11 protein-coding genes and 1 pseudogene are annotated in these 18,304 nt (G+C 62.2%); 2 read left to right on the plus strand and 10 right to left on the minus strand.

The annotated features are described in order from the left end of the window. Positions 1–6: 6 nt before the first annotated feature. The 9 genes from V1288_RS02045 to V1288_RS02085 form a co-directional block, all read right to left on the minus strand. Positions 7–690 carry an endonuclease/exonuclease/phosphatase family protein gene (locus tag V1288_RS02045; RefSeq protein ID WP_334355494.1) on the minus strand — a complete coding sequence of 228 codons (684 nt, stop codon included), beginning with the start codon at positions 688–690 and terminating at the stop codon, positions 7–9. After that, positions 687–2,819 carry a VTT domain-containing protein gene (locus tag V1288_RS02050; RefSeq protein WP_334355495.1) on the minus strand — a complete coding sequence of 711 codons (2,133 nt, stop codon included), beginning with the start codon at positions 2,817–2,819 and terminating at the stop codon, positions 687–689. Before V1288_RS02050 ends, V1288_RS02045 begins: the two co-directional genes overlap by 4 nt. Before the next feature lie 110 nt (positions 2,820–2,929). After that, entirely contained in the window at positions 2,930–3,091 is a 162-nt protein-coding gene (locus tag V1288_RS02055) for a hypothetical protein (RefSeq protein ID WP_334355496.1), read from the minus strand. 175 nt (positions 3,092–3,266) lie between these two features. Further along, the gene (locus V1288_RS02060) at positions 3,267–4,838 is read right to left on the minus strand and encodes a GNAT family N-acetyltransferase (protein ID WP_334355497.1); all 1,572 of its coding nucleotides are present in this window, start codon (positions 4,836–4,838) and stop codon (positions 3,267–3,269) included. Positions 4,839–4,859: 21 nt separating this feature from the next. Further along, positions 4,860–6,224 carry an HlyD family type I secretion periplasmic adaptor subunit gene (locus V1288_RS02065; RefSeq protein ID WP_334355498.1) on the minus strand — a complete coding sequence of 455 codons (1,365 nt, stop codon included), beginning with the start codon at positions 6,222–6,224 and terminating at the stop codon, positions 4,860–4,862. Positions 6,225–6,266: 42 nt separating this feature from the next. After that, positions 6,267–8,474, minus strand: a complete 2,208-nt coding sequence (locus tag V1288_RS02070; RefSeq protein ID WP_334355499.1) for a type I secretion system permease/ATPase — start codon at positions 8,472–8,474, stop codon at positions 6,267–6,269. A gap of 48 nt (positions 8,475–8,522) precedes the next feature. Beyond that, positions 8,523–10,454: a hypothetical protein gene (locus V1288_RS02075; RefSeq protein WP_334355500.1), complete on the minus strand. Its 1,932-nt coding sequence runs from the start codon at positions 10,452–10,454 to the stop codon at positions 8,523–8,525. Positions 10,455–10,587: 133 nt separating this feature from the next. Next, positions 10,588–11,409 carry a hypothetical protein gene (locus tag V1288_RS02080; RefSeq protein WP_334355501.1) on the minus strand — a complete coding sequence of 274 codons (822 nt, stop codon included), beginning with the start codon at positions 11,407–11,409 and terminating at the stop codon, positions 10,588–10,590. 300 nt (positions 11,410–11,709) lie between these two features. Beyond that, positions 11,710–12,300 carry a hypothetical protein gene (locus V1288_RS02085; RefSeq protein WP_334355502.1) on the minus strand — a complete coding sequence of 197 codons (591 nt, stop codon included), beginning with the start codon at positions 12,298–12,300 and terminating at the stop codon, positions 11,710–11,712. Positions 12,301–12,651: 351 nt separating this feature from the next. Here V1288_RS02085 and V1288_RS02090 point away from each other — a divergent pair, with 351 nt between their 5' ends. Then, positions 12,652–13,527: a response regulator transcription factor gene (locus tag V1288_RS02090; protein WP_334355503.1), complete on the plus strand. Its 876-nt coding sequence runs from the start codon at positions 12,652–12,654 to the stop codon at positions 13,525–13,527. 488 nt (positions 13,528–14,015) lie between these two features. Continuing rightward, positions 14,016–15,214 (plus strand): annotated as a pseudogene (locus V1288_RS02095) (acetyl-CoA C-acyltransferase). Positions 15,215–15,293: 79 nt separating this feature from the next. On the opposite strand, the gene V1288_RS02100 reads toward V1288_RS02095, so the two are convergent. After that, a complete protein-coding gene (locus tag V1288_RS02100; RefSeq protein WP_334355504.1) occupies positions 15,294–17,741 on the minus strand; it encodes an MHYT domain-containing protein in 2,448 nt (815 codons plus the stop codon). Between the last annotated feature and the right edge of the window lie 563 nt (positions 17,742–18,304).

Consider the following 18,304-nt stretch of genomic DNA (forward strand, 5'->3'; position numbering starts at 1 on the left):
GGCGCTCTATTCCGGAAACCCGACATCCGCGATTACAGGGAGGTGGTCCGAATAGGCACGGGCCTTGCGATCGGTCCAGGCGGCACGGATCGTCAGATCGCGCGAGGCATAGATGCGATCGAGCCGCATCATCGGCAACCGGGCGGGGAACGTCCGCAACCGGGTTCGGACCGGGCAAATCCGCGCCAGCACGCCCCTCACCGACTTCACCCAGAACCAGTCATTGAAATCGCCGAGCACGAGCGTCCGCGTTGGCTGCACCAGGTCCGCCAGGGCATGCGCCTGGGCGTGCCTTTCATGGATGCTCAGGCCGAGGTGGGTGGCAATGACCGTTACCTCGCCGTGATCAGACAAGATGCGTGCGGTAATGGCCCTGCGCGGCTCGCGCTCCTGATACGAGACGTCGGAAATTTTCGGCGCCTCGGCGAACGGCCAGCGGCTCAACAGCACCTGTCCGTAATCGCCGTCCTCGGTGACGATCGATCTTGCATCGACGCTGTGGTCGCCGACGGCTTTCGCCAGCAGGGCAAAGGGATCATCGGTTCTTCCGCGCGAATCGACCTCCTGCAGCGCCACGACGTCGGGCGACCAGTGGCGGATCACGGAGCAAACGCCGTCCAGATCGAAACCCGGATTGAGGTGGAAGATGCCATGAACATTCCACGTCATGATGCGAAGCGCAGCCGTCACGTTCTTCGTCCCGCCATCCACGTCACCAAAAACTGCACGCCGAGGCAGAGCGCGATCCAGGCCAGGATCGCCAGCGCCAGCAGCACCGCATTCGTCCACGAGGCGTTTCTGGCGAGATCGGCGATCTGCGCGCCGAGCGCGGCCATGACCGCGATGCCCGGCGCCATGCCCAGCACGGTGCCGAGCAGAAAGTCGCGCAGGCTCAGCTTGCTGGCGCCCGCCACCACGTTCACGATCGAGAACGGCGCGATCGGCACCATCCGGATCATCGCGACTGCAACAATCCCCTGGCCGATGATGCGGCCCTGAACCCGCGCGGCCCGCCGCCCGAGCAGCCGCTGCAGCCGAGCCTGGCCCAGCACGCGGCCGATCGAAAACAGCGTGAGTGCGCTGAGCAGCACGCCGGCACCGGCGCTGAAGAAACCTATCCACGGCCCCAGTGCCGCCGACGTCGCCGCGATCAATACCAGCACCGGAAACACCACCAGCCCGCCGACGACGAAGGCGGCAATCGCGAATAGCGGCGCGAATTGCGAGCGCGCGGGTTGCGAAATGACCGAGGAGACGAAGCCGACATCAGCGAAATCGCGCAGCGACGTGTACTGCCAGGCCAGCGCGAGGCCGGCGAGCGCCGCGGCGAGGCCGGATACCGCCAGAATGGTTCTTGCCGTCCACATGCGATTGGCGGCGCGGTCGAGGTGAAGCGGCTCTCGGGGATCGGCGACCGGTTGCACCATGGTTGCCATGCTGCCGGCCGTCGCGGCCGGGTCGATCGGCTGCAACGATTTCGCGCCGCCGGCGTCCGGCAGGCGGTCGAGAAATCCAAACAGATCGGCTTCGTTGCTTTCGATCTCCCGCTCATCGATGCCGCAGAAATGCCCGATCAGGCTGCGGCGAAGCCGGGCGATATAGTCCCGATGCGTACCGCACGTCGCCTCGAAAGCGAGATCGCATTCAGCGTCGGCGCCCATCGAGCGATTGTTGAGGTTGGCCGAACCCACGCGCAGGATGCGATCGTCGACGATCATCACTTTGCTATGCACCATGACCGCGGCGGCCTGGTGCGCATCCCGCGTCGATGGATAGAGAAAGCGAATCCGGTCCATGACGCCTGCCGCCACGAATTGGGCGATGAATCCGCCGCGGCCGCTCTGCATGGCCTGCGATTCGAACCAGGACGAATGCATCTTCGGCGTGACGATCAGCACGCGAAGCTGTGGCACGTCCAGCATCCGCTGCGCCAACAGGCGCGCGATGTCGGTGGCGCTGGTGAACTGGTTCTCGATATAGATGAGGCGATCGGCCGCATTGATGGAGGCCTCGAACAGACGCGCGACCTCGTTCACGCCGGCTTCGCTCGCGGTGGCGATCTCGGTCCGCGCGATGCCCACCGTCATTCCCCGGCATTGCACCGGCACCGAGGCCGGCCAGCGCTCGTCCCCGACGGACACGGCTGTTTCCACCGTGCAGCCGGCGGCGCGCCACCTGTTCTCGGCCAATTCCGTCAGGCTGACCGCGGCTTCACCATCCACCATGCATTGCACGTCGTGAAACGGCAGATAGGGCTTGCCGTCGGGATCGGTGCGGAGCGGATGATGGGCTTCGTGGGCGCTGGTGTCCCAGCGCCGTATCGTGAGGTCGAGGCCGCCGACGAACGCAAGCGCGCCGTCAATGACGACGATCTTCTGGTGCTGCGCCGACCCCAGAGGAAGGCTGGAGTCGAAACAGAAACGAAGCCGGTCCGGCGCTTCCGACCTGAATTTGGCGACCGAATTCCACTCCCGCTCCGCCGCGTAGAGCGCCGGAAAATTCCAGCTCAGGATGTTGATCCGCAGCTCGGACTTCTCCTTCAGCAGGGCTTTCAGAAACGCGCCGAGCTCTGGCGGATAACCATCGTCGGCCTGCCCCGAGGGCCCGACGAACCGGGTCTGGCTGTGGATGTCCCAGCCGATGATGTACACCTGGCCCGTCGCGAGCAGCAGCGCTTCCCGCAAAGCGGCGAAATACGCGGCTGCGTCATTGAGGATTGCCAGCCGCCCTGCCTTGCACCTTCTCCAGACGGTTTTGCCCGGGATGAGGATGGATGAGCTTTGCAGCAGGCGGCACCTCGGCAAGACATGAAAGATCAAGACTTGAAAGATCAAGGCTTGGATACGCGATCGCGAAACGCACGTTCGCCCGACGAGAGATCAACGTCTTGCGGCCAAGACGGTTCCGGCGAGCCCGGGTGGGAGAATTCCTATTCCTCGCCCACGGGCTCGATGTAGGTGCTGTGCAGCGATGTCGGCGACTTGAAGCCGTCGAACATGACGCGGACGGTGCTGCGATAGCGGCCTGAACCGATGATGACCCCCTCCCGGCCGGCGAGATTCGGGCATCGCGTCGCCCCGAGCGCGCTCATCCTGACGCGCGTCCGTTCAGGCAGCGGAGGCTGTTGATCAGGCGGCTCTTTATGAGATCGCCTCCTCGGACCAAGCGCCTTTGCGGGGTTCATCTAGGCGCCCGGCAAGGACGTGAGCATGGCGCCCTCCTTCCCACCGCGTGCCTGCCAACGGGACAATTCCGGCACATCAGCCCTACGCCGAGGCCGAGTGTAGGCTGGCGGTCGGCCGGTCCGGCGTGGGCCGCCAATCGCGCCACTTCCGGACCGACGGGGCGCTCGCCGGCTCGATCGCGGCCAACAGCGCGGCGTTGACTTCCGCCATCCGCCCGAGCTTGGCCATGCACCTGGCAGCCGCGACGAATCCGTCCGCCTGATCCGGTTGCAGCCGCATGTATTCGAGGTGCTGGCGCAATGCTTCCTCGTGTTGACCGAGGCTCTCGCAAACCTGGCCCAGACACTGCCACGCCTTGGCGGCGTCGGGCCGAACCGTCGTCAGGATCCGGAACAGCCGCTTGGCCGCGGCGAAGTCACTCTTCGCCGCCAGCAACTGGCCGAGCCGGTGCAACGTGTCGGCGTGCTTCGGATCGACCTCCAAAATGCGGCGGTAGCCGATCTCCGCATCGGCGGTCCGTCCCTTGCGGTGAAGTTCGGTCGCCTGTTGCAGCAGATCAGGGATGCACCTGGCATCGATCCGGCCGCCCAGATTCCTGCCGTTCCTGGTTTCCAGAACGATGGAGTGGATCCTGCGCTCCTTGCAACCGAACGAATATTTGTACGGCTCGTTGCCGCGCAGGAAATCGTACTCGACAAAACCGCGCTCGATGGCGTCGCGAATGCTGTAGGCATGCAGGATCATGCCCGCGGGCGGTCCCTCGAACGTCTCGTCGCGTCCGGTCATGTAAAACGAGAAAGTCCGCTTGCGCGGCTCCACCAGCGTCGCCAGCGCCGCAACCGGCCGGTCGCCATGCCAGAAAGTCGGCAGGTACAGCAGACCGGACTGGAAACTGCGCGTCAGCATGGTGCCGTTGGAGCGGATCAGGCTGTCCATCCGGTCAGCTTTACGGGCACGCCATTTCGTATCCCAGAATCCCAGCAGGGTCTTGAGGTCCCGGTCGAACGTCTCTGATGTGGCGACGGTTATGCGATATTCACTGGGCGCTTCGACCTGCTTCAGCAGCCGCCGGATCTTCTGCCGCGTATTGGTGCTGAGCGCGTCGAGATAGCTGTTCCAGTCGTTCGGCAGCGCGGCGTAGGGGCAGAGGCTGTTGTCGATCCCGTCGACCTTGATAACCTTGTCGACTGTGGTCGAGGTGAAACTTGCCTTCGGGAAGCAGGCGGTCAGCAGCCGCCAGCGCCGCTCGGATATTCTGACATTGTCGAGATGGAGACGCGCCCAGTTCATCTGCCTGACGGTGCGGGCAAAGGCGGGAATGACCTTGTGCTCCGCCTCTGGCCTGCAGACGATGCCGGTGTAGTCGGCGCCGAAATTGCCCGCCATCCTGACGTCGCCGTAAACCTCGGATTTCTCGATCGTGGTCTGCAGCCGCAACGGAAGGAATGCGACGTACGGCAGGTCGGCGGCGTCCCGCTCTTTCGCCGCCAGGATGAACCAGGGTCCGGGGATGCAGGACAGCCAGCCGTTGAGCCATTTCCATGACAGGAAAATCTGCGCCTCGTCGTCCGCATCGTAGACGGCGTTCCAATTGTCCTCGAGCTTGGCCAGCGACGGCAAGGTTTCGATGATGTCGATATGCACGGCGGACACCTTTCCTCGTGTTGACTGCTGCTAGCGTTCGCGGAATGCGCGCATCATGCTGTCGTGGATCGGCCTGACGATGTACTGGAAGAACGTCCGTTCCGCCGTCTTGATATAGACCTCGGCCGGCATGCCGGGGGTGGGACTGAAGCCCGGAATATTCCTGCTCTCCTCGCTGTTGAGCTTGACGCGCACGATATAGATGTCGGTCGGCCCGACCTGCTGGGACTTCTTCTCGTCCGCTAGCGTGTCGGCCGACAGGTAAATGACGTCGCCGGTGACCATCGGCGTGATGCGCTGGTTCAGCGCCGTCAGCCGCACCATTGCCGTCTGTCCCTGTTTGACGCTGTCAATGTCCTGCGGCCGCAATCGCGCCTCGATGATCAGCTCGTCCTTTAGCGGCAGAAGCTCCATGATGTTCTTGCCGGCCTCGACCACGCCGCCGCGCGTATGATAGCGGAGCTTCACCACCACGCCGCTCACCGGCGCGGTGATGCGGACGCGATCGAGGATGCCCTTGGCGCTCAGCATCCGCTCGCGGACGTCAGCCAGTTCGCCGCGGATTTCGTGCATCTGCTCGACCGCGGTCTTGATCGCGGTCTTGCGCACGCCATTGATCTGCTCGAGCGCGCGGGCGATACGTTCCTTGGCATCGCCGATGTCGCCCATGATACGGCCGACCTCGCCTTCCAGATTGGCCTTCGACCGCTGCAGCACCATCAGTTCCGGCTTGCGCACCAGCCCTTGCTGCACCAGCTTGTCCTTGGTCACGATTTCCTCGTCGAGCAGGACGATCTGACGGTGGGCGGCGTCGAGTTGCACCCGGGATCCCCGGATTCGCTCCTCCAGCGCGTTGATGCTCTCCTGGATGCTCTTGACGTCGCTGTTGAGGTTGTTGCGGCGCGCCGTGAACGTCATCTGCTGGCTGTCCACGATTTCCTTCACCTCGGGCGAGCTGGCCAGCCATTGGAGGATCTCGGGCGGCAGGGTGATCTCTTTGTCCTCCCTCATCTCGGCCTGCAGCCTCGCGTCGATGGCCGTCAGGCGGATGCGCCGCAGGAACAGCCGCTGCAGCTCCGCGCGCGCTGCGGTGTCGTCAAGCTCGAGCAGCGCTTGCCCGGCTTCCACCGTGTCGCCTTCGCGGACGTAGATTTCGCGGATCATTCCGCCTTCGAGATGCTGGATGATCTTGTTCTGTCCGGTAACCACGAACACACCGGAGGCGACCACGGCGCCGGCGATCGGCGCCATGTTGCCCCAGACACCGAACCCCATCGTTACCACCGCCATGATCAGCGCACCGGCAACGGTTGGCAGTTTGGTCGATCGCGGCAGCGTGTCGTACCAGGTACCTTCTGATTCCGCGGAGCGGTCCGCAATCTTCCTGTTGGCCATCGCGTAACCTCGTTGCTGTCAAACCCCGGCCGACGCCCTCGATCAATTCAACGAAGGCGGATCGCCCGGCCCGGTCGGGATGTTGTTCGGCTTGCGTCCCGTGATCATCGGAATGATCTCGTCGCGGCTGCCGAAAGCCTGCACCGCGCCCTGATGCAGGATCATGATCTTGTCGACGCTCATCAGCAGCGCCGCGCGCTGGGTGATCGTCACCACCGTGATCTGCTTTTCCTTGGCGCGAACCAGCGCCTTGGCCAGCGCCCGCTCGCCATTGGCGTCCAGATTCGAATTCGGCTCGTCGAGCACGATCAGGCGCGGGTTGCCGTAGAACGCGCGCGCCAGCCCGATGCGCTGCCGCTGGCCGCCCGACAGCGGACTGCCGTCCATGCCGACGATGGTCTCGTAGCCCTGGGCGAAGCTCGAGATCATCTCATGCACATCGGCGGTCTCGGCGGCGTCGAACACATCCTCGTCGCGCGCATCGTCACGCATCCGGCCGATGTTGGCCTTGATCGATGCCGGGAACAATTGCACGTCCTGCGGCAGGTAGCCGACGCTCTCGCCGAACTGGCGTGGATCCCAGTTGCGCAGATCCATCATGTCGAGCCTGACGCTGCCGGCGGTCGGGATGATGGATCCGACCAGCATGCGCGCCAGCATGGTTTTCCCGGTGCCGGAATCTCCCACGATGGCAAGCGATTCCCCGGGTTTCAGTTGAAAACTGATTCCGTTCAGGATCACCTTCTTGTTCGGCGGCGGCACGTAGAGAATGCGCTCGACGTTGAGGTAGCCGGCGGGACGGGGCAGACGGAGCCGCTCCAGGTTGAGCGGTGAATTCAGCAGCAGCGCCCTGATGCGGGCGTAGGCCGAACGCGCCTGCACGAAGCTGCGCCAGCCTTCGATGGTGCCCTCCAGCGGCGCCAATGCGCGGCTCGCCACGATCGAGGCGGCGATGACCATACCGCTGGTGATATGGGCTTCCAGCGCCAGCCATGCGCCCCAGCCCAGGATGGCGATCTGGGTGCACAGCCGCAGGAACTTCGACAACCCCGTCATCAGGATGTTGAGATCCTGTCCGATCACCTGCGCCTTCAGCGACTCCACGGTTTCGCGGCCCCATACCTGGACGCCTTCCGGAATCATGCCCATCGCATTGATGACCTGGGCATTGCGGGCCATCGATTCCGCCTGCAGGTTTGCCCTGGCGCCATAATTGTTGGCCTGGTTGAACGGGACTGCAGTGACCCGCTGGTTCAGCAGTGCCACGATGACCAGCCCGACGCCCGATCCCAGCACGATGAATCCGAGATGCGGATGGATCAAAAACACCACGGCAAAATAGACCGGCGCGACCGGCGTATCGAACATCGTCAGCAATACCGGACCGGTAATGAACGCGCGGAGGTGCTGCAGGTCGGCCAGCGTCTGGAATTCGCGGCTCGATCCGCCCTGCGCGGCCTTGGCGGCAGCGCTGAGGACGGGTCCGCCCAGTCGGGCCTCGGTTTCGACCGCAACCCGCATCAGGATGATGCGGCGCATCATGTCCATCAGCACATGCGCCCCGATCGCGATGATCACGATGATGGTCAGCATCACCAGCGTATCCGTGCTGCGGCTGGTCAGCACGCGATCGGACATGTTGAACAGGTAGATCGGAATGGCGAGTACCAGCAGGTTGACCGCCACCGAGAACATCCCCACGGTCACCAGGTTGCGGCGGGCATTCGCAAGACCGGCACCGAGCACGTCCCTGAATTCATTGTCGCTGGAACGCTTATGCAGCGGCGGCGAGTTACCACCACCGCCACCTCCACCACCGCCGCGGCCGCCTGAAGAGCCGCCACCGTCCTTGCGGCCTCCCGTGCGCAACGGGGGAGCCGGGACCGCCTGCTCGATCACGACGGTGGATCCCGGCGGCGGGGTTTTGGCTTCCGTTCTTGCTTCCGTTTTGGCTTCAGTCTTCGTTTCAGTCTTTGTTTCAGTCTTCGCTTCGGTCTTGGCTTCCGTTTTGACCTCAGTCCTGGCCGCCTCCGGCCGGGATGGCCCGACCGATGGCAACTCCGCGGTCCTGGCTTCCGCCAGACGATCCTTCTCATCGGCAAATTTGACGTGCGGATCTTCGGTGCGCGAATGCGGCGGATCAAACCACGGGCGGAGTGGAATTATCTTGGCTGTGCTCGCCGTTGCTTCGTCATGCTGACTTAGGCGCCCACTCGCGGCGCCGCCTGGACGATCATCCCAGCCCCACATTTGAAAACTCTCCTGCAACTATAATGAACAAAACACCTGCTCTTGCCGCTAATGCAGCACGCTTGCCATCGGGTCTGACTGCACCGAATTGGCAATCACTGCCGGCGGCGGGCTCGCCGTCTCCTGAGGGTGGTCGTCGACGAAAGCAATGAGTTCGGTCACCAGGGTGTTGGTATCGGCGTTGACGGCATTGGACTCCGCCGGCACCAGATCGGCCTGCACCAGAATGGAATCGGTGTAGATCTCGCCCCTGACGTAGGTCGCATCAGGGTTGACGTCGACGATCGCAGCATCGTTGGTAAGTTCGTTGCCCCCGGTGGTGACCGACTGCGTCACCGCGCCGTCGGGATCAAGCGCCATCAGGTCGGCCAGGGGCTGGTTCTGAAGCTGATACATCACGTCGACGTCGGAGGTGATGTTGGTCTGCCAGATCGCATTGATGTCATAATGGTCGCCGGTGATGTAGAGGACCTTCAGGGGACCGCCATGGCCGATGAGGGCGCCGGCCAGTTCGGGATCGAGTGACGTCAAGCCGGCGGCCAGCAGGCTTTCGATCAGCTCGAGGTTTGCGGGCAGTTCGTCAAAGGTATCGCCGCCATAGTTTGCAACCGCGGCTTCGTTCAACAGGCTGTTGTCACCCGAATTCGCGGACTGAGACGGATCGGCGCCGTCGGCCGCCATCTTGATCTTGTCGTTGTCCAGCAAGATGTTGTTTTGAAAGATGACGTTCAGGCCGTGATAGCCGCCCTTGATGATGATCAGGTCGTATTCAATGCTGCCGTCAAGGATCTGAGCCAGATTGCCCTGGGTATTGTAGCCGCCGACGAGGTTGTAGTGGGAACTGCTGCTGACCTGCGTTGCCACGTCGTTGTCGGAAAGATAATTGACCTGAGCCACCGCGTGAACGCTGTAGAAGTCGCCGTCGACCACATCGACGGTCCAGTTCGTGCCAGCAAATTGGGCCTGGAAGCCGGCGTAGATGCTGGGGTTCTGGAGAAAATCCGCGATGTTGGTCGCGACGTTCTGATCGCTGGTTGATGTTGACTCGTGGTCCCCGCCCGATACGCGGACCCGGTCATCGTCCATAATGGTATTGGTCTGGAAGATGGCATTGGTCTTGAAGTAGTCTCCCATCACCACCATGGCGCGGGCGGACTCGCCGAGATCGACGAGCAGCGCTGCGTTGATGCTGAAGTTGCCGCCCAACGAGGCCCACTGGCCGATCCCGTCTCCGGTGTCCGGCAATTCCGGCGGCTCGGCCGGCGGCGTCGTTTCAGACGGCCGCTCCTGCAGCTCGCCGTTGACATAGTAGCCAGGGGTTACCGAGTGCGCATCCGGCTCGCCGCCGCCGTCGGCCCAGGCCGCATCGTGGGCGACCAGGAAATCTGTAGTGCCGGCATCGGTCTGCGGCATCTGCCAGTCGACGGGAATCGCCGCGTTCGCATCTGCCGCCAACTCCTCGATAGTGGCCATCGCATCGCTGTGGAGGCGCTCGATCAGAGGCTCAACCACGGCCAGGGCATTCGCCGGCAGATTGACGTCGTCATCAAGCATGAAGTTGTATTGATGAACCGTCAGTTGGGTCTCAGGGCCACCATCCTCGTATTTCACCTTGACGTGGTGGTCGGCGCTGCCTCCGCCGCCGCCGCCCGGCGGTTTCGGCAGCGGGATGCTCGGCGCCGACGAACGCGGAAAGAAATCGAAATCGTCGTCCTGTGGACCATGGAGCAGCTTCAGCGGGCGTCCGCGAATGAAATGGATCGGATCGTCCGGCAGCAGCTCCGGCACCGGGCCTGCCGCGGTTTCCATATCGTCAGGCACGAAGCGATAATCGTAATTCGGCCGCAGCGTTGTGTAGTCGCCCGACGGACGAGGCGCGAGACTCTCATCGTACTCCATGCGGTCGCGGGCGATGTCATGGAAGATCTGCAAATATCCTGCGAAGTGGGAAATGATTTCGACGAAGCTCGCCGACGCCATGGGAACCTCCCGTCGCCGAAGGCCGTGAAGGCCGCGGTACGGCCCTCAGTCCTTGTCGGCAACTGCAGCGACTGAAATGAAATGACCGGGAAAAAAATCCGCGCGGCTGCCGCCGCGCGGATCGAACGCAAAGCTAGCCTATGTCGTTATCGGTCAGACCGTCACCGGCAGCCTGAATGGTGATGCTGTTGAACTGGATGTTCGCACCCTGCGTGATGTTCTGGTCGAATGCAGACTGGTTGAGGACTGCATCGGCGCTGGAAGACACATCGGCGCGCGTACCAATATCTCCGGCGTCGATCCTGGACGTCCCGCCCTCGATCTTGGCATCCATGTCGAAGCTGGCGCCCGGCTCACACCACGATCCACCGTTGCCGCCATGGTAGGTGGCAGACGAGCTGTTGGTGTCTTGATCGACCAGGTTGTTGACCTGATCAATATTGAACTGGTTGCCGTCGTTCATCTTCTGGTCGACCACGTCGGGCATGACCACAGACCCGGCCGTGGTGAAGTTGTAGAGATCGATGACCGGGCTGCTCAGCCCGCTTGTGTCCACATCGACATCCACGTCGACATCAACGTCTACCTTGCTCTCGACGGTGTTTTCGATCTTGTTTTCGATGTTGTTGTCGATCTTGTTGTCGACCTTGTTATCGACATCGTTGTCGAGATCGTTGTCTACCTTGTTGTCGAGCTTGTTGTCGACGGTATTCTCGTTCTTGTTCTCGTTCTCATTCTTGTTGTCATTGTCGTTGTCGTTGTCATTCTCGTTCTCGCTCTTGGAGTCCAGCGACTGAACGGCGAACTGCAATTGGCCCTGACCCTGGCCCTGGCCCTGACCTTGGCCCTGCAACTGAGCCTGGAGATTGGCTTGCGCCTGCAACTGGTCTTGCTTCTGGTCCTGGTCTTGATCCTGGTCGTTCTTGGGATCCCACTTCGGCTTTGGCTTACTCATGACGTGCTCCTGAGGTTGGAGCATCGCGGGCGGAACGAGATCGCTGATCTTCTAAGTCTGCGGTCTTCGAAGCGCGGCGGTGCTCTTTACGTCGGTTCTTCCGACTGCCGGCACTTCGCCTTATTGCGGATGCCGGCGTGGTCAGAATGCCGCCATACGTTCGCCAACAACATGCACGCATTAGATGCATCGCTGTATCTTGCGATATCAACCATCGAAACGGTTGCTGCTTCGACAGAGTCAGTTTGTGAATGAACAGAAGCGGGACGAGGCAGGATTGCTCGTCATGCGCGGCCTGGTTCAAGCCGCATCAACGGACACGCTTTGTGGCTGCAGATTGCCGCAGACATGCGCTTCAAGGCGCGGCAGCAGATCCCATATCTCCCGATTGATCTTCGTCATTTCATGGGTTGTCCGCACCATCTCCTGCAGACGGCCTTCGTCCAGCGCCTTTATCTCTCCGAACCTCAGGCTCGACCTTGTTTCCATCAATCGCATCGACTGGGTGTGGGTGATGGCGCCTGTGGAATCGAAGATGAACATGCAATGGTTCAGTTCATTGCGAACCTTGGTGGACTCGGAAAACCGTTCGATAAGGGCGGTCAGATTTTTCGACAGAGCCTTGTCGATAACCCTGATCTTCGCCAGTCGCTGTATCAGATCGAGTCTCGCGCGGGTGGTGTTCAGCGTCGCGAACACGACTGCGGCGGAAGCCTCGTCGGTGCGCAGAAGAATCATCAGCACGTAGATGAAAAGGCTTTCGTTGTTCGACCAACTGCAGATCAGGTTCCCCATCAGAGCGAGAACGAATGTGCGGCGATCCGCCGAGGCGGGAGCCGCGGCGGCGAGCATGTCGAAGTCCGGCTTTGGGGGTAACTTGCTGGCAAACATTGCAATGTGTCCGCAGGTACAGGCCGACAATATTTATTTTGATCGTACCGGCTTCGTCGCAAAAGACGTACATATCGAAAGATATACTAGCGAAGGTCGGGGCGCTTTTCTGCAACCACCACAAGAAAATGTCGCTTTCTTGCTGCTATCTTGCTGCGGTTCCCTTGTTCCCGCCGACTTCTTGTCACACTCACGTTTCTTTACATGCCATTTGAAGCTCCTTGGCATTCCGTATGAACAAGAGTAAACTTTTATGCACAATTAAGATGCTAAGTGATCTATTTCACAACGACCCAGAAGAGTCGGAAGCAATCTATCGATAGTCATACGACGTAATGTAAGGGGCGCGTTATGTCAGTCCCATTTAAGAAGACGGTTTTCCTTGTCGACGCGATGGCCTTCAGACGAGCTCGCGCAGAGAGCTTCCTGAATCCGTGGGCCCGGAACGAAAGCGTCGAACTGATTTCGCTCGATCCCGACGAAGCCCATACAAAGCTCGTCGAGCGCGCTGTATGCGACATGCTGATTTACAGTGTCGGCGCTCCATCTCCCCACGAGGTGTTCACCGAGATACAGGTGTTACATACCCTTCGCCGGGACGCGGCGCTCGCCATCGTCTCCGACGATGAAAATCCCGCGACCGTTCTCGCCGCGATCCGTTGCGGGGCCCAAGGCTATTTCAGCAATTCCATGGCACCCGAGCTTGCGTTGCAGGCCCTTTCGTTCGTGCTTCACGGCGGCACTTATTTTCCGCCAACCGCCATCCTGGCCAGCCAGGCCTTCAGCGCGCCGGCGCCCATCGAATTCAGACAACCCGACCTTTCCCCGGAGCTGCCGCTTCCGAGACCTGAACAACAGACGCAAGCGCCGCCCCTCGGACCGGAGGACGGCCCTTACGAGCAGCAAGGCCTCCTTTTCGACGACAAGATGCCTAGCCTGCAGCGCGACCATGGCTTCAACGGCGCGCGGAACGCACCCGAGTTTACCGAGCGGCAGTACGCCGTTCTCGTTTGTCTCTGCCAAGGCGACCCCAACAAGATAATCGGTCGCAAGCTCGGCATGACCGAAACGACCGTGAAAGTCCATGTCCGCGAAATCATGCGCAAGCTGGGCGTAAGCAACCGGACCCAGGTCGCGATCGCCGCGGCGCACGTCTGCCTGGACAATCCCATTGCACTGGTTCCCGCGGATTCACCCATGGCGATCAAGCCGTCGATATCTCATTAGCGATGAATTTTCGGCACTGCGTCCCAAGCGCCATGGCGCCATCCTTGCGGAAATGAATCAGCACCCGGTCGGTTCCACAATGAGCACGTTCGAGTAGGCCCCAGATCATTGGTACTAATCCTTCCGACATAGCTCCACGAAACAACGAGTGCCGAAGCGGCTTTCGAATTCCCTTCGTTCTTGCGTCAGCGCTCCTGCCAGAATTTGCGGTAAGGACGTAGCTCAGAAGGAAAGGGGGCCGGCCTCCCCGACGCGCAGCCGACGGCGCGCCTGCGGCAATCGATCGGCACAAGCAGGCCAGCGCGAAGGGTCTCAGTCGACGTCGCACCCGATCGACTACGCGAAGGCGCCAGCCGGTTCTATTTTTCTCCCTCCGGCGGTTCCGTCAGGCAGCGCCCGTTTGCGGAATGCGGCAGCATCCCATTGCAACCCCAACATATATGATTATCGTCATATAATAAACCCGCGACCGAACAGGAGATCCCGTGATGTCCGCAAACCCCGATCCCGTCGTCATCCTTTCCGCCGTCCGCACGCCGCTTGGCCGGTTCATGGGCGACTTGTCGCCCTTCAGTGCACACAAGCTCGGGGCGCATGTGATCGGCGCCGCGCTGGAGAGCGGGCGAAACTCGCGCCGGAACGCATTGACGAGGTCTTCATGGGCAATGTGCTGCCGGCCAGACAGGGCCAGGCGCCGGCGCGACAGGCCGCGCGCGGCGCCGGGCTGCCGGATGCCACCGGCGCCACCACCGTCAACAAGGTCTGCGGCTCCGGAATGAAAGCCACCATGCTGGCGCACGACACCATCAACGCCGGCTCCGCCGCCATCGTGCTGTCCGGCGGCATGGAGAGCATGAGCAATGCGCCCTATCTGCTGGCCAAGGCCCGGAGTGGCTATCGCGCCGGCCATGACCGGATCATCGATCACATGATGATGGACGGGCTGGAAGACGCCTACGAGACCGGCCGCTCGATGGGCGACTTTGGCGAGGCCACCGCGGAGGCCTATCAGTTCACGCGCAAGGACCAGGATACTTATGCCATGGAGACGCTGACCCGCGCCCGCAAGGCGGTCGGGGATGGCGCGTTCAACGCCGAGATCGCGCCGATCACGCTGGCCGAGAAGGCCGGTCCGCGCGTCGTCGCCAATGATGAGCATCCGCTCAAGGTGGACCCTAGCAAGATTCCCGGATTGAAACCCGCGTTCCGCGCCAACGGCACCATCACGCCGGCCGCCTCCTCCGCGAATGCCGATGGCGCCGCGGCGCTCATTCTGGCCAAGCGCTCGCTCGCCGATCGCGGCGGGCTGCCGGTGCTCGCCGAAATCAAGGGCCACGCTACCCATAGCCAGGAACCGCAATGGTTCACCACCGCGCCAATCCCGGCGATCCGCAAGCTGCTCGACAAGGTCGGCTGGAGTGTCAGCGACGTTGACCTGTTTGAGATCAACGAAGCGTTCGCGGTGGTGGCGATGGCGGCGCAGAAAGATCTTGGCATCGCGCGCGAAAAACTCAACGTCAATGGCGGCGCCTGCGCGCTCGGGCATCCGATCGGCGCCACCGGCGCGCGATTGATCGTGACGCTGCTGCATGCGCTGGAAGCGCGCAACCTGAAACGCGGCGTCGCCGCGCTCTGCATCGGCGGCGGCGAAGCGACCGCCATCGCGGTCGAGCGCGTCACTCGCTGACAACTGGAATGACATGCGGGCGGCATGAACGGTATCGCTCGGCGCGAGCGCCAGAGAAAAGTGGCCGCGGCCTCGCGAGCTAGGCTCGCTTCGGGTGCAACGTCAAAACCGAGCGCATATTGGCCTGTACGCGCATTGCCTCCTCGATGGCGGCCACCAGCGCCGTCTGATCGAGCGGCTTGGAAATGCGCGGCAGATGAGGCTGCGTGGAGCCTGGAAGCTCGGCATATCCTGTGCAGAGCAGCACGGGCGTGCCGGGACGCTCGGCGGCCACTACCTCGGCAAGCTGAAGTCCGTTCATTCCCGGCATGGCGTAATCGGTCACCACGATGTCGATCTTCGGCATTCGGGGCAGCAGCCGGACTGCCTCCTCGCCAGAGCGCGCCTCGATTACGGCGTGGCCGAGATCATCGAGCATCGCAGCGATGCTGTCGAGAACAAGCAGGTCATCATCGACGACCAACACGGAGATCGGTCGACCGCTGCGGGATGCGGAGCGCGACGGCTCAGCAGCCGGATGGGGCACCGGCACCTTTTCGTCCTGACAGGCGGGCAGCCAGATCTCGGCCGTGGTCCCTTCGCCGATGCGGCTCTTCAGCCGCAGCACGCCTCCGGACTGTTCGGCTAGCCCTTTCACCATCGAGAGGCCGAGACCGGTTCCCTTGCCAACCCCCTTGGTCGTAAAGAACGGCTCCTGCGCATGCTTCAGCGTCTCCTCGTCCATGCCGCATCCGGTGTCGCTCACCGAGAGCGCGACGTATCGTCCCTCCGCAAGGCCGTCGATGGCAGGCTCTTCGCGTGCAGCGATGCTGATCACCCCGCCGCCCACCGCTATCGCATCCCGCGCATTGACGGCGAGATTGAGGATCGCGAGCTCCAGCTGGTTGGCATCGACCTTCACATTTGCGAGTTCGATCGGAAAACCGGTTTCGACCCGGATGCCCGGATCAAGCTTCAAGAGAGTTGCCATTCCGCGCACCAGCTCCGGGACATTCACGACGACGGGCTTGAGGTCCTGCTTGCGAGCGAACGCAAGCATGCGCTGGGTCAGCGAAGCACCCCGGAGGGCACCCTGGATCGCGTTGTCGAGGAGCCGGTGAATCCTGGGATCTTCCGGCTGGAGGCGCTTCTTCGCGAGTTCGAGGCTGCCCAGGATCACGGCGAGTATGTTGTTGAAGTCGTGGGCTACCCCGCCGGTAAGCTGTCCGACAGTCTCCATCTTCTGCGATACTGCGAGCGCGTCGCGCGTGCGCTCCAGCGCTTCCTGGGCTCGGCGGCGTTCCGTCACGTCCCGAACGATCTTGGCGAAGCCTATGGTCTCGCCCTGCTCGTTCCGCACCACCCGTATCGTCGTCTCGGCCCAGAAGCGGTTGCCGTCCTTGCGCACGCGCCAGCCTTCGCCTGTCGACTTGCCGTCCCGCTTTGCGTCCAGAAGCACGGCATCGGGAACTCCGGCGTCGCGCTCCTCGTCGGTGTGAAGGATGGCGTAGTGCATTCCAACGATCTCGTCGCCGTAGCCGATCAGCCGGCGCGCGCCGAGATTCCAGTTCGCCACCCGTCCCTCGGGGTCGAGCATGAAGATGGCATGATCGGCCACACCCTCCACCAGCAGCCGGAATCTCTCCTCGCTTCGCCTCAGCGCCTCGGCTTCGCGACCGGCTCGTTCCGCCGAGAACCGGTCGTACACGGCCGCAGCAAGTCCCATGATAAGGACGACAATCGTGGTACCAGCGATCAGAAACGCCAGCGGCGCTTGTCCCACCACGCCGTGTGCCGCGCGGCCAAGGACGGCACCCGCGGGAACGAAGGAGGAGCCCTGCATGGCGGCGTAGTGCATCCCGGAAATCGCCACGCCCATGACGGCTCCCGCCGATATGCGCTCGAGCACGCTCGTCATGTGAAAAGCGAGGCGCAGCGCTATGATGGACGCTCCGATCGCAATGGCGATGGAAAGCACGACCCAGACGGGATCGTAATGGATGGATGCCGCCATCCGCATGGCGCTCATGCCGGTGTAGTGCATGCCGGAAATCGCGAGCCCCATTCCAATGCCGGAAACGACGAGCGCGTTCGACCGCCGACTTACGACGACGAACGCGGCTGCCGCGACCAGGATGGGAATCGCAAGCGAGAGGAGCGTGAGGAGCGGATCGTAGGAGATATCAACGCCGGGCAGGCTAAAGGCCAGCATGGCCACGAAATGCATGGACCAGATGCCGCCGCCCATGGCGACTGCCGCAGCCCCGAGCCAGCCCAGGCTGGCGGAACCCGAAGCGGCCCGCATGCGAGTCGCGAGATCCAGCGCCGTATAGGAGGAAAGCGCGGCGATCAGGACCGACAGCGCGACAAGAACGGGGTCATGGGAGCCTGGGTGGTGATGCATTCCATTCGACGACGCGCTGAAAACATCTGAATAGCACCGTTTTTCCAACAGTGCATTGTTCCGGTGCCGAATAGTTGAAGAGGCCAGGTTCGGCGAAAAGCCTGGCCGGGCCAGGAGGGATCGCGCCCCGAATGGCGGAATCAAAATCCGCTTGGTTATTCAATGGCTTCAATGGGCATTTGAAAAAATGCCAAAAATGCCCCTGGTATCAAAAATGCCCCTGGTATTTTGATAGCTTGGCAGTCGTTTCCAAATAGAGAAGCAGCCCTCAGGATCAGTCTCGCAAGACCTGAGGCAACGGGCTGCGCGCGTGCCGATTCCGTTGACGGTCCGAACGCGAGGCTGGTCAACAACGCCGGCAGTCGGCCGCTTCGAGCCAGTGCCCGCTTTGATTGAGAACCGATAAGCGCATGCACGTCTCTTCGTACTCTCAATAAAACCGACAATCCTTTTGAGCAGATCTCTCACCGAGCATTCGCCGTGCGCACCGGCACGCGAATGCTTGCTTTGAAAGCGACGAGGCAACGCGATGAAGCCAGAATTGGGAAAGTCCGTCACAGCGCTGGCCACGCTCACTCTTAGCCCCGCCGTCATTGTCGCCGCCGTTTGCATCGCGCTGGCGTGGGCAACAAGCCAAAACCAGTCTTATCGGCAGCATCGCCGCGGCGGCACGCGTGATGGCGCAATCGGGCTGGGACGAGCCGCTC

It is taken from the genome of Bradyrhizobium sp. AZCC 2176, from assembly GCF_036924645.1.
Classification (GTDB): domain Bacteria; phylum Pseudomonadota; class Alphaproteobacteria; order Rhizobiales; family Xanthobacteraceae; genus Bradyrhizobium.